The 12219-nt window shown below is 68.6% G+C and carries 11 protein-coding genes; 3 read left to right on the forward strand and 8 right to left on the reverse strand.

The window, feature by feature from the left end; genetic code table 11:
* Window positions 1–12: 12 nt before the first annotated feature.
* Window positions 13–843: a DMT family transporter gene (locus OHA18_RS13150; RefSeq protein ID WP_329004334.1), complete on the reverse strand. Its 831-nt coding sequence runs from the start codon at window positions 841–843 to the stop codon at window positions 13–15.
* A gap of 80 nt (window positions 844–923) precedes the next feature.
* Here OHA18_RS13150 and OHA18_RS13155 point away from each other — a divergent pair, with 80 nt between their 5' ends.
* The gene (locus tag OHA18_RS13155) at window positions 924–1850 is read left to right on the forward strand and encodes an NADP-dependent oxidoreductase (protein ID WP_329004335.1); all 927 of its coding nucleotides are present in this window, start codon (window positions 924–926) and stop codon (window positions 1848–1850) included.
* Here OHA18_RS13155 and OHA18_RS13160 read toward each other — a convergent pair.
* From OHA18_RS13160 to pdhA, 5 genes are all read right to left on the reverse strand, one after another.
* On the reverse strand, window positions 1837–2787 hold the full coding sequence (locus OHA18_RS13160) for an NAD-dependent epimerase/dehydratase family protein (protein ID WP_329004336.1): 951 nt from the start codon (window positions 2785–2787) through the stop codon (window positions 1837–1839). The two genes, OHA18_RS13155 and OHA18_RS13160, sit on opposite strands and share 14 nt — an antisense overlap.
* Complete coding sequence (locus OHA18_RS13165) at window positions 2784–3212, reverse strand: MerR family transcriptional regulator (protein ID WP_329004337.1); 429 nt, start codon at window positions 3210–3212, stop codon at window positions 2784–2786. The genes OHA18_RS13160 and OHA18_RS13165 overlap by 4 nt, the downstream gene beginning before the upstream one ends.
* Window positions 3213–3421: 209 nt before the next feature.
* Window positions 3422–4759, reverse strand: coding sequence for a dihydrolipoamide acetyltransferase family protein (locus OHA18_RS13170; protein WP_329004338.1), 1338 nt, complete (start codon window positions 4757–4759; stop codon window positions 3422–3424).
* Window positions 4759–5736, reverse strand: coding sequence for an alpha-ketoacid dehydrogenase subunit beta (locus tag OHA18_RS13175; RefSeq protein ID WP_329004339.1), 978 nt, complete (start codon window positions 5734–5736; stop codon window positions 4759–4761). The genes OHA18_RS13170 and OHA18_RS13175 overlap by 1 nt, the downstream gene beginning before the upstream one ends.
* A 3-nt stretch (window positions 5737–5739) precedes the next feature.
* Window positions 5740–6903, reverse strand: a complete 1164-nt coding sequence (gene pdhA, locus OHA18_RS13180) for a pyruvate dehydrogenase (acetyl-transferring) E1 component subunit alpha (RefSeq protein WP_442914385.1) — start codon at window positions 6901–6903, stop codon at window positions 5740–5742.
* A gap of 862 nt (window positions 6904–7765) precedes the next feature.
* On the opposite strand from pdhA, the gene OHA18_RS13185 reads away from it, so the two are divergent.
* Together OHA18_RS13185 and OHA18_RS13190 are read left to right on the forward strand one after the other, a co-directional pair.
* Window positions 7766–8707 carry an EamA family transporter gene (locus tag OHA18_RS13185; RefSeq protein WP_329004340.1) on the forward strand — a complete coding sequence of 314 codons (942 nt, stop codon included), beginning with the start codon at window positions 7766–7768 and terminating at the stop codon, window positions 8705–8707.
* Window positions 8708–9198: 491 nt separating this feature from the next.
* Window positions 9199–9792 (forward strand): hypothetical protein, encoded by a 594-nt coding sequence (locus OHA18_RS13190; RefSeq protein ID WP_329004341.1) that lies wholly within the window; start codon window positions 9199–9201, stop codon window positions 9790–9792.
* A 543-nt stretch (window positions 9793–10335) separates the two neighbouring features.
* On the opposite strand, the gene OHA18_RS13195 is transcribed toward OHA18_RS13190, so the two are convergent.
* Both OHA18_RS13195 and hisC read right to left on the reverse strand, forming a co-directional pair.
* Window positions 10336–11043, reverse strand: coding sequence for an SDR family NAD(P)-dependent oxidoreductase (locus OHA18_RS13195; RefSeq protein ID WP_329004342.1), 708 nt, complete (start codon window positions 11041–11043; stop codon window positions 10336–10338).
* Window positions 11040–12119, reverse strand: coding sequence for a histidinol-phosphate transaminase (hisC, locus tag OHA18_RS13200; protein ID WP_329004343.1), 1080 nt, complete (start codon window positions 12117–12119; stop codon window positions 11040–11042). The genes OHA18_RS13195 and hisC overlap by 4 nt, the downstream gene beginning before the upstream one ends.
* Between the last annotated feature and the right edge of the window lie 100 nt (window positions 12120–12219).

The raw sequence follows: 12219 nt of genomic DNA on the forward strand, positions 1-12219 counted from the left end.
ACCGCAGTACACCTACCCGAGGGTGATGAGGATGATGCCGGTTACTACTACGGCGGCGGCTGCGGCGCGTTTGGGGCCGAAGCGTTCGTTGAAGAAGAGGGTGCCGATGAGGGCTCCGAAGATGATGCTGGTTTCGCGGAGGGCGGCGATGGCGGCGAGGGTGCCTCGGGTCTGGGCCCACAGGACGAGGCCGTACGCGGCCATCGAGACGACTCCCCCGAACAAGCCGGACAGGATCGCGGGGCGGGGCAGGTTGAACGCCTGCGGTCCGCGCCAGAACACGACGGCCAACGGCACCGCGAAACCTTGGAGCATGAACACCCACCCCATGTAGGTGGCGACCGGCATCTTGTGGACCGCGACCCCGTCGACAACCGTGTACGACGCGATCATCAAGCCGGTGCCAAACGCAGCCAGCAGCGCCGGCAACTGACGCCGCCCGGGCCGCCCGATGAAGACGAGACCGATCAGACCGGCCGAGATCAGCAGTACGCCGGCCAGCTCGATGACGGCGAGGTGCTGGTTCAGGACGACGATCGACACCACAGCCACCACCCACGGCGACGTACCGCGGGCCAGCGGATACATCTGGCTGAACTGCCCCAGCTGGTACGACGCCAGCAGCCCACCCAGATAGGCGAGATGCAGCAGCGCCGACGCGACGATGTATCCCCACGTACCGGCCGGCGGCAACCCCATCACCAGCACCGCGACGAGGCCGATCACCCCGGCCGCGAGCTCGAACAACGCCAGCCCAGCAACCCGATCCGGTGCCCCATGCGCCATCGCGTTCCACGTCGCATGCAGTACCGCGGCCCCCAGCACCACCAGGATCACTACCACCGCAATACCCTCTCACCACAAACTCGAGATGGCAGCTGGATTACGCCAGCCGCAGACCGGTGACTGAGTAGGTTCGTGGCATGCGACTTGTGCTGCAGAAGGAGTTCGGCGGCCCTGAGGTACTGCGGGTAGTCGAGGTGGAACGGCCAGTGCCCGGACCGACGGAGGTGCTCGTCGAGGTGCACGCTGCGGGCGTCAATCCGGTCGACTGGTACAGCCGGGCGGAGGAGGCGTACCTCGGCGCACCGCCGTACACGGTTGGTTGGGACGTGGCGGGCGTCGTGCTCGAGGCCGGACTCGGGGCGAGCGGCGTGGCGGTCGGCGACGAGGTGCTGGGGATGCCGTGGTTTCCACGGGAGGCCGCGGCGTACGCCGAGTATGTGGCCGCGCCGTCGCGGCAGTTCGTGCGGAAACCGGCGACCATGTCGTACGCCGAAGCGGCCGGGCTGCCCTTGGCCGGGCTGACGGCGTGGCAGGCGCTCGTCGACGTCGCCGACGTGCAGTCTGGACAGCGAGTGCTGGTGGACGCGGCCGCCGGCGGGGTCGGTCACCTCGCGGTCCAGATCGCGAAGGCGCGTGGTGCGTACGTCATTGGCACGTCGAGCGCCGGCAAACACGAGTTCTTGAGGTCACTCGGTGTCGACGAGCCGCTCGACTATCGCGATCCGAACGCCGACCCCGGCGACCTCGACGTGGTGATCGGACTGGCAGGTGAGGAAAGTCACCGGCGCTGGCTGGAGTTCATCAGTCCCGGCGGGATCCTGGTCGGGGTGCTGGGTGGCGTGTCCGGCGAGTTGGAGGGTACGGCGAAGGCTCGCGGGGTGCGACCCGGGCGTTTGCTCGTGGAGCCGGACCGGATCGGCCTGCTCGGGCTGACCGAACTGGTCGAGGCCGGCAAGCTGCGGGTGCATGTCCAGCAGACGTTCCCGCTGGAGCACGCACCCGACGCCCACCGACTGGGCGAGACCGGCCGGGTCACCGGAAAGCTTGTCCTCACAGTTCGCTGACCGACGGCAGCAGGCCGAGGTCGCGGAGGCTTTCGGCGGTCTCGAGGATGGTCGTTTCGACCTCGCGCGGACTCCAGCCGAGTTCGGTTCGGGCGCGGTCGTTGTGGATGATCGGGCGGGGTAGGTCCGGGCCTGGCGCCTCCTCGGCCGGGGCGGGTGGGCCGAGGAGCTTCGCGATCTCGAGGAAGCTCACGGTCGGGCCGTTGGCTACGGCAAGGAAACGCTTGCCTGCGGCATCGGGTGCGGCCATCGCCCGCTGGTGCAGGTCGGCCACGTCGCGTACGTCGACCACACCGAAGCGCGCGCGTGGCGCCACGGTCATCGTCCCGTCGAGCATCATCTTGATCAGCTGGGTCGACGAACGCAGGTCGGTGGTGAGCGTCGGGCCGAAGATGCCGGTCGGGTTCACGACCACGAGTTCGGTGTCGGCGCCGTCCATCAGGTCCCACGCGGCCCGCTCGGCGATCGCCTTCGAGCGTGGGTACGGCGCGAGGCCCGGCGTATCGGGATCGGTCCAGTCGTCCTCGGTGAACTCGGCGCCCGGCTTCGGCGTGTACCCGACGGCCGCGAACGACGACGTCAGTACGACGCGCCGCGCGCCGGCAGCACGCGCCGCTCGCAGTACTCGCAACGTGCCCTCGCGGGCCGGGACGATCAGCTCGTCGGGATCGTCGGGCTGCGTGATCGGGATCGGCGACGCGACGTGATGGACTTCCGAACAGCCCGCCACCGCAGCAGGCCAGCCGTCGTCGGATAGGAGGTCCGCGGTGACGATCTCCAGTCCCGCATCGTCCGCACCACCTCGGCGTACGGCGGCGCGCAGCTCGGCGTTGCGGGTTGTCGCGCGCACCGTCGTACGGACCTCGTGCCCGTCGCGCAGGAGCAAAGCGATCAGGTGAGTGGCCAGGTATCCCGAGCCGCCGGTGACCAGGATCATCGCAGTACCTCCACCACGCCGATGAGACGCTCGATGGCCTTCGCCTCGGCGGTGTCGTCGCCGCGGTCGCGGGCGTCCCAGAGCGCGGCCTTCTCCCGGAGGTACTCGAGCCGGATGCGTTGCGCGGCGATCTCGGCCTCGATCCGCTCCGCGTGCCGCAGCAGCAGGTCACGCTGCTCGGCCGCCGCCTCCCGGCCGCGGATGCGGTTGGCCAGGTACGCGCGCATATCGCCGATGCCGACGCCGGCGGCGCGCAGACACGCGAGCGCCTCGAGGGTGTCGAGATCCGTACTGCGGTACCGGCGGTGGCCGCTGCTCGTGTCGCGGGCGATCGGGCCGACCAGGCCGACGTCCTCGTAGTAACGCAGCGTCGGCTCGCTCAGCCCGCTCCGCCGCGCGACCTCCTGAATGGTGAAGCTCGTCATATGACCCACGGTCACACACCTCAAGCGCTTGAGGTCAAACCTCAGTCATGCGGCCTGAGGTCCCGGCTGTCCGGCAGCCCGGACCGTCTGCACGGGGGCGATCTTCGAGCTCGGCACCGCCTTGACGGTACGGGCGCCCGACCGGCGTGGACGACGCGTGGCCGGTACCTGCCAGCAGGCCCGGGTGGATCCACCCGGGCCTGCTGCGGTCAGAACATCAGTGCGCGGGCCGGATCCTCGAGGATGCTTGCGACGTCGGAGAGGAAGATCGAGCCCTTCTCGCCGTCGATCAAGCGGTGGTCGAAGGACAGCGCGAGCGTGGTGATCCAGCGCGGGACGATGTCGTCGTCCACCACCCACGGCTGCTTGCGGACCGCGCCGAACGCGAGGATCGCGGCCTCGCCCGGGTTGATGATCGGCGTACCGGCGTCGACGCCGAACACGCCGACGTTCGTGATCGTGAACGAACCGCCGGCCTGGTCCGCCGGCTGGGTCTTGCCCTCGCGGGCGACGGCGACCAGGTCGTTCAGCGCCTTGCACAGGTCCGGCAGGGTGAGCGACTCGGCACCCTTGATGTTCGGGACGATCAGCCCGCGCGGGGTGGCCGCGGCGATGCCGAGGTTGACCGCGCCCTTGTACACGATCTCCTGCGCTCGCTCGTCCCACGCCGCGTTGATGATCGGCGTACGACGGGCAGCCAGCGTCACTGCCTTCGCGACGATCAGCAGCGGCGAGACCCGGAGGTCCCGGAACGCCTTGTCGCCCTTCAGCCGCTCGACCAGCTCCATCGTGGCGCTGACGTCGACGGTGATCCACTCGGTCACATGCGGCGCAGTGAACGCACTGGCCACCATCGCCTGCGCCATCACCTTCTGCACACCCTTCACCGGCACGCGGGTATCACCCTGCGCACTCACGACGGGAGCAGGCTCATATTCGACTGCGGCCGGAGCTGCCACGTGGCCTTCGACATCAGCCCGGGTGATCACACCACCCGGCCCGGATGCAGTCACGGCGCCCAGGTCGATCCCCAGGTCCTTCGCCAACTTCCGCACCGGCGGCTTGGCCAGCACGTGCACGGAGCCGACCGAGTCATTGCTCTTAGCAACAACAGGCTCGGGTGCGGGAGCGGCGACGGGAGCTGCGACAACAGCCACCGGAGCAGGACCACTTGGCTTGCGCGCGCGGCGTTTGGCTTCGGTGGTTTTGGGGCCGTAGCCGACGAGGACCGCGGTGCGGCCGCCGGTTTCTGCCGGCTCCGGGATCGTCGGCACCATGTCGTCGGCGAGCGGTTCCTCACCGGCGGACTCGGTCTGCACCGAGATGATCGGCGTACCGACCGGAACCGTCTCGCCCTCGGGAACCAACAGTTCGGTGATGACGCCGGCGAACGGGACCGGCAACTCGACCAGCGACTTCGCGGTCTCGATCTCGACGACGGTGTCGTTCAGTTTGACCGTGTCGCCCGGCTTGACCTTCCAGCTGACGATCTCGGCCTCGACGAGCCCCTCACCGACGTCGGGGAGGCGGAACTGCTGGATGCCCATCAGTACTCCATCACGCGGTCGACGCCGTCCAGCACCCGGTCGAGGTCCGGAAGGTAGTCGTCCTCCATCCGCGACGGCGGGTAGGGCGTGTCGTACCCGGTCACGCGCAGTACCGGCGCCTCGAGGTGGTAGAAGCACTCCTCGGTCACCCGCGCCGCGATCTCAGCTCCCGTCCCGAGCGACAGCGGCGCCTCGTGCACCACCAGCGCCCGCCGGGTCTTCTTCACCGACGCGAAGATCGTCGCGAGGTCCAGCGGCGCGATCGTCCGCAGGTCCACGACCTCCAGGTTCCGCCCGTCCTCGGCCGCGGCCTCGGCCGCCTGCAGGCAGGTCTTCACCATCGGGCCGTAACAGAACAGCGTCGCGTCGGTGCCCTCGCGGACCACCTTCGCCTGGTGCAGCGGCTGCACGGGCGGCACGGACTCGTCCAGCTCCGCCTTCTCGTGGTACCGCCGCTTCGGCTCGAAGAACACCACCGGGTCGTCCGACAGGATCGCCTGCTGGATCATCCAGTACGCGTCCACCGGATCGCCGCACGAGACCACCTTGAGGCCGGGCACGTGCGCGAACAGCGTCTCCGGCGACTCCGAGTGGTGCTCGACCGCGCCGATGCCGCCGCCGTACGGGATCCGGATGACGACCGGCATCTTGATCCGGCCCGCGGAGCGGTAGTGCATCTTCGCGACCTGGCTGATGATCTGGTCGTACGCCGGGAACACGAACCCGTCGAACTGGATCTCGCAGACCGGCCGGTACCCGCGCAGGGCCAGGCCCACCGCGGTCCCGATGATGCCGGACTCGGCCAGCGGGGTGTCGATCACCCGGTCCTCGCCGAAGTCCTTCTGCAGGCCCTCGGTGACGCGGAAGACCCCGCCGAGCTTGCCGATGTCCTCGCCCATGACGACGACCTTCGGGTCCTTCTCCATCGCGGCCCGCAGGCCGGCGTTGATGGCCTTGCCGAGAGTGATCTTGGTCATCGCTCAGCCCTCGCCTTCGAACGACGCGGCGTACGCGGCGTACTGGTCGCGCTGCTCGGCGAGCTGCGGTGTCTCCTCGACGTACACGTTCTGGAAGAAGTCGGTGAGCACCGGGTCCGGCAGCGCGAGGCAGCCGGCCCGCAGCTCGGCGGCGATCTTGTCCGCCTCGGCCTCGATCTGGTCGAAGAACTCGTGGTCGACCGCGGCATGCCGGGTCAGGTACGCGTGCACGCGCTCGATCGGGTCCTTGAGCTTCCAGTGCTCGAGGTCCTCGTTGAGCCGGTACTTCGTCGGGTCGTCGGACGTGGTGTGGGCGCCCATCCGGTACGTGTACGCCTCGATCAGCGTCGGCCCGCTGCCCTCGCGGGCGCGCTTCATCGCCTGCTGCGTGACGGCGTACGTCGCGAGCACGTCGTTGCCGTCGACGCGGACGCCGGGGAAGCCGAAGCCGGCCGCGCGCTGGTACAGCGGGATCCGGGTCTGCCGATCGATCGGCTCCGAGATCGCCCACTGGTTGTTCTGGCAGAAGAACACCACCGGGGCGTTGAACACCGAGGACCAGATGAACGCCTCGTTCACGTCGCCCTGGCTGCTGGCGCCGTCGCCGAAGTACGCGATCGTCGCCTCGCCGTTCTCGGCGTCGCCGATCGCGTGGTCGCGCTGCTGGCCCATCGCGTACCCGGTCGCGTGCAGCGTCTGGGCGCCGATCACGATCGTGTACAGGTGGAAGTTGTTGTCCTTGGGGTCCCAGCCGCCCTGGTCGACGCCGCGGAACAGGCCGAGCAGCCGCAGCGGGTCGACGCCCTGGCACCAGGCGACGCCGTGCTCGCGGTACGTCGGGAAGACCATGTCCTTGTCGTTCAACGCCCGGCCGGAGCCGATCTGCGCGGCCTCCTGACCGAGCAGGGACGCCCACAACCCGAGCTCACCCTGGCGCTGCAGGGCGGTCGCCTCGGAGTCGATCCGGCGGACCAGGACCATGTCCCGGTAGAAGCCCTTGATCGCCTCGTCGTCGAGGTCGAACGAGTAGTCCGGGTGCTCGACGCGCTCACCTTCGGGCGTCAGCAGCTGGACGAACTCGACCTCTTCCAAGGCCTGGGGCGGACTGACCGGCGCCTCCACGGGCGCGAACACTTCCGGGGGAGTCCCCGGCACCGACTCACTCACATGCACTCCTCGGGTTCGAGCGCGGGATCGCCGCGACCGCAACGTTGCACGGGGCCGGCCCGTTGCGCCGGATGAGGCATTCGCAGGCTGGTCCGCGTGATTCCAGGGGTTGATGCACTGCTGGCAGTGGACCACCTCATTGGTCTCACTCCCATCTTGCCGGACACCGTACCCAGCAGGTGCCTGATCCGCTAACTGTCTGGACGCTGGCGGGTACGGCGGTACCGAAATGGGTCCTGAGGTGAGACACCAGTCCATCCACTGGTCCCATCTCCGCGCTCATATTACAGATGTCCGGCACATCGACGACATGTGTCACAACTTTGTCTCGATCAGGGCAGTTTCTCCAGCCGGACCAGCTTGAAGTTGGTGCCCTCACGGTCGCCGTCACCCGGAGTGTTATCTCCGTCATGTACGGCGAACAATCCGTGCTGGACGCGTACAGCGTGCGCCGACCGTGCTCGTAGGCGATCGTCAGCCCTTCGGCGTCCGCACTGAGGTGCTTCCCCGCGTCCGGGCTGACGGGTCCGGCCGGCTCGCACTCCTCGGTCTGCTCGTTGTAAACAGCCTGCTGGCCGAACTCGCGAACCTTCTCCAGCAGCTCCCCGGCTTGCCGTGCTGCGGGATACGCCAGACGCCGACGTCCTCCTGGGCGGCGTACAGATCGTTGGTGATGCGGTCACCGGCGATCCGCATCTTCGTTCTCCTCACGACGACGGCAGTAGCGGCACCCTGCCCGGCGCCGATGGCCTGGCGGGAAACAGCGGATTGCTGGCCGGAAACCGCCTTGCGCGGGTAGCGCGCGAACCGTAGCGTAAGCATCGTTCTTGCGTGACACCCCTGACACAACGAGGAGGGCCGGATGGTTGCCTCCGCCCCGGCCCCAGTGGCCGAGACCGGTTCCCGGACGGCCTCCGGCGCGATGATCTGGACCGCGCTGGCGGTCGTCTACGTCGTCTGGGGTTCGACGTACCTCGCGATCCGCGTCGTCGTGAACGCCGAGATCCCGCCGATGCTCGGGATGGCGTCCCGCTTCCTCACCGCCGCGGTCCTGATGGCCGCCGGCCTGGCCGTCAAGTCCGGCTGGCGACGACTGCGGATCACCCGGCAAGAAGCGATCGGCGCGGCCACGGTCGGCGTACTGCTACTTGCCTTCGGCAACGGTGCGGTGGCGATCGCGGAGCAGACGGTTCCGTCCGGGCTGGCGGCGTTGCTCGTCGCCGCGATCCCGTTGTGGTTGATGCTGCTGCGGGTCGGCGGCGGTGAACGCCCGCGCGGGATGACCTGGGTCGGCGTACTCATCGGCTTCGGCGGAGCGGCATTGCTCGCGTTGTCAGGTGGCAACACGAGCGCGAAGCCGCTGTCGGTCGGGATCCTGGTGGTCGGCACGATCTGCTGGGCGACCGGTTCGCGGTTCGCTCCCCGCCTCGGCCTGCCGCGGGACCCGCTGGTGACGGCGCTCTACGAGATGGTCTTCGGCGGTACGGCGATGGTGTTGCTCGGCGTACTGCGGGGCGAGCCCGGGCGGCTGCATCTCGATCGGGTCGACGGATCGGGATGGATCGCGCTGGCGTACCTGGTCGTGTTCGGATCGCTGCTCGCGTACACGGCGTACTCGTATCTGCTCGCGAACGCGCCGATCTCGCTGGTCGGGACCTATGCGTACGTGAACCCGGCGGTGGCGGTGTTCCTCGGCTGGCTGATCCTGAGCGAGAGCCTGACCTGGCAGATCCTGCTCGGCGGCGCGGTGATCATCGTCGGCGTCGCACTGGTGGTCACGTCGGAACGCCGGCGTACCAGCTGATTCCCTGAGGTCGCCGAAGACAAGGAAAGACCCGGGCCCACGAGGGACCCGGGTCTCCCACCGCTGCCGATGCGCGCGGCAGCGGGTCTGACGCCGGTCGCGCCCTGCCCCGAAAAAACACGGTGCGAAACTCCGGCAATGGTTCCAACGATATTCCGGCGGATCGTGCTATTGCCAATTCGGCGACCACCGAGCCCACCGAAACAATCTTCCGATTCACCGGGCATCCGTCACCCGCGCTCACTCAACGACGTACTCCGACCTCGGTTACGGGTACTTCTGTCTCAACTTCCGCTCGCTCTTCCGACCGTGCCGTTGCTGATAAGTTGCCTGGTCAGCACGGGATTGATTGCTTCGTCAGGGAACTCATCACCGACCAACTATGTGTCGCCCGACGGCGAAAAAGGTTGACGAAAAAGTTTGTAACCGGTGCTCCCAGGTGTCGTTAGCACTAAGACGAATCCGTCAAACCCGAAAGGAAACCTGGCATAATGCAGGTAACGCGCAAGATCGTCGCAGCTGCGGCAGTGGCGACCGTCGCCACCCTCGGCCTGGCCACCATGGTGAGCGCCAATGTTCTGGACGACGCCCAGCAGAAGGCCCAGGTCACGGGCCTGGCTGACGCGGCATCCGCGGCCAGCAAGGGCTACGACATGGACCACGCCCGCTGGTGGGGCGTTCACAAGGACGGCTCGCTGGTCGCCCTCGACCGTAACGACCTTGGTGCGGTTCAGGCCTGCCACAACTTCGGTGCCGGTACCGGCATCGGCGGCACCGTGCCGGCTGAGGACATCACCGGCATCGTGGGCTGGGGCAACGACGGCAACAGCGTGACCGCCGTCAAGACCTGCGAGCAGAGCAACGAGCAGAACCGCAAGTGGTACAAGGCTGACGGCAACGGCGTTGTCTCGGTGAGCGACAACAAGGTCGGCCCGTGGCAGGTCTGCCACAACGAGGTCGACGCCACGGGCATCGGCGGCACTGTGCCGCTGACCAACCCGACCGGCATCCTGGGCCTGGACAACGACGGCAACTCGGTCGACTCGCTCAAGACCTGCGAGCAGAGCAACGAGCAGAACAACTGACCCTCCCTGGTCAGTGATGATGCAGGACCCGAACCAGCCACCTCGGTGGGTTGACTGATTCGGAGCAACACGCAACAACCGCGGCGCCGGGAGCAAGTCTCACTCCTCCCGGCGCCGCTCCATGTCTGGATGCGGTTTGCCCCCGCCTGCGAACTCCTCGCCCTCCGAGCCGGCGCCGTTGGTTCGTCGAGTCGCGGGATTTGGTTGGCGAAACGCGACCCCGATCCACGACTCGGCGGACGGGTTGCTCGCCAAACGCCACGACTCGGCGGCAGAGCGGATGACGGGCAGCCGCACGAGCGCTCCATCGGTACCGGACCGGGCTGGGCGGCCGGCTTCGCCCGGCGAATCGTCAGCTCCCCGCGCGACCCCGGTTGCGAACGTCTCAGGGGTTAACCCCCGGCCTTGCCGGTTCTCCCCCGTTCATACGAGCCGCTAACCGGCCACGGGAGGGGTTGACCCCTCCCGTGGCCGGGCGTCGAGCAGGCGCGGGTCGGGTGGTGGAGCGGTGGTGCCCGCGACGGGCGGCTCCGCACCGGGTGGTTAGAGGTGGCGGAGGTCTACGCAGGAGCCGTTGGGGAGGGAGCGGGTGAGGAGGGACCAGATGCCGGTGGCGGCGGTTTCGGGGGTGGTTAGGGAGCCGGAGCGCTTCAGGTCGTGGAAGCGGGCCACCGAGGGGAAGTCGGCCTCGTCTGTGGCGCGGATTTCGGTCTGCATGGCGGTGTCGACGACACCGGGGGCTACGGCGATGACGTGGCAGTTCGCGGGTTGTTCCTGGCCGACGGTGCGGACCCAGTGTTCTACGGCTGCTTTGCCGGCGTTGTACGACGACCAGCCGGCGTACGCGGTCTTGGCTGCTCCTGAGGAGAGCATGATCAGGTGGCGTTCGCAGCTGAGGTGGGCGGAGGAGCGCAGGAACGCGGCGCCGAGGACCTGCGGGGCGGCCGAGTTGAGCAGGACGGCCCGGGTGTAGGCGTCCGGGTCGGCGCCGGCTGCGGGGCCGATCGGGGTGATCGTGCCGGCGTTGTGGATGAAGATGACCCGGTCGCCGTCGTACTCCGCTAGTTCCTTTGTGAAGTGCTCTTCGACGACGGTCCAGTCGGCGGGGTCCGAGAGGTCGGCCCTGAGGTGGTTCGGCGTACCGCCCCGGCGGGAGATGTCAACGACCCGCGCGTCCGGGAACGGCACCGCCGCGGCGAGGGCGGCGCCGATCCCGGCCGATGCGCCGGAGATCCAGACGAGCGCGCTCACTGGCGCCAAGCGCGGGCGACGCCGAGGAAGAGGTCGTTGGCTTCGCGTTCGCCGACGGTGACGCGGACCCCGTCGCCGGGGAACGGACGCACCGAGACGCCCTCGGCCTGCACCGCTTCGGCGAACTTCACGGTGTCCTCGCCGAGCTCGAGCCAGACGAAGTTCGTCTCCGACTCGGGCACGTCCCAGCCGGCCGCCCGCAGTTCGTCGACGACCCGGGTCCGCTCGGCAACCAACGCGTCGACCCGCTCGAGGAGCTCGTCCTCAACGGCGAGGGAGGCGATCGCGGCCGCCTGCGCGACATAGCTGACGCCGAACGGCAGCGCGCATTTCCGGATCGCGGCGACGACCTCCGGGTGCCCGACGGCGTACCCGACCCGGAATCCGGCCAGCCCGTACGCCTTCGAGAACGTCCGCAGTACCAGCACGTTCGGTCGCTCGCGGTACAGGTCGACGCCGTCCACGACGTCCGTCTCCCGGACGAACTCGCGGTACGCCTCGTCCACCACGACGAGTACATTCGACGGTACGGCGTCCAGGAACGCGAGCAGCTCGTCGCGGCGTACGACCGGTCCGGTCGGGTTGTTCGGCGTACAGACCAGCACGACCTTGGTGCGGTCGGTGATCGCGGCCTCCATCGCCTTGAAGTCGTGGCGGGCCTCGGCGGTCAGCGGAACCTGGACCGACGTGGCGCCGGTCAGCTGGACCGCGATCGGGTACGCCTCGAACGAGCGCCAGGCGTACACCACCTCGTCGCCGTCGTGGACCGTCGCCTGCAGCAGGTGGTAGAGCAGCGCGACCGATCCGGTCCCGACCGCGAGGTCGCTCACCGGTACGCCGAACCGTGCCGACAGCGCCTCGAGCAGCTCGACGGCGCCCATGTCGGGGTACCGGTTCATCTGGGCCGCGGCCTCGGTCGCGGCGGCGAGCACACCCGGGAGCGGCGGGTACGGGTTCTCGTTGCTGGACAACTTGTACGTCGGCCGGCCGTCGGTACGCGCCGGCGGACGGCCCGGCTTGTAAGCCGCGACCTCGTCCAGGCAGGCGCGAAAGCGAACCTCGTTGTCAGGGGTCATGCCCGCAGGTTAGTCCTTACCCCAACCCCAGAACCACCCTCCCCGAGGCGTCCTCCGCCACACCTCCCGGGCCGTCGCCGGGGCAGCTTTCGCGGATCGT

Source organism: Kribbella sp. NBC_00709 (assembly GCF_036226565.1).
In the GTDB taxonomy this organism is placed as follows: domain Bacteria; phylum Actinomycetota; class Actinomycetes; order Propionibacteriales; family Kribbellaceae; genus Kribbella.

Bases quoted from the DNA above. Each gene is read 5' to 3' on its own strand.
- OHA18_RS13155 (WP_329004335.1), top strand. From the start codon at position 924: ATGCGACTTGTGCTGCAGAAGGAGTTCGGCGGCCCTGAGGTACTGCGG.
- OHA18_RS13160 (WP_329004336.1), bottom strand. From the start codon at position 2,787: ATGATCCTGGTCACCGGCGGCTCGGGATACCTGGCCACTCACCTGATC.
- OHA18_RS13165 (WP_329004337.1), bottom strand. From the start codon at position 3,212: ATGACGAGCTTCACCATTCAGGAGGTCGCGCGGCGGAGCGGGCTGAGC.
- OHA18_RS13170 (WP_329004338.1), bottom strand. From the start codon at position 4,759: ATGGGCATCCAGCAGTTCCGCCTCCCCGACGTCGGTGAGGGGCTCGTC.
- OHA18_RS13175 (WP_329004339.1), bottom strand. From the start codon at position 5,736: ATGACCAAGATCACTCTCGGCAAGGCCATCAACGCCGGCCTGCGGGCC.
- OHA18_RS13185 (WP_329004340.1), top strand. From the start codon at position 7,766: ATGGTTGCCTCCGCCCCGGCCCCAGTGGCCGAGACCGGTTCCCGGACG.
- OHA18_RS13190 (WP_329004341.1), top strand. From the start codon at position 9,199: ATGCAGGTAACGCGCAAGATCGTCGCAGCTGCGGCAGTGGCGACCGTC.
- hisC (WP_329004343.1), bottom strand. From the start codon at position 12,119: ATGACCCCTGACAACGAGGTTCGCTTTCGCGCCTGCCTGGACGAGGTC.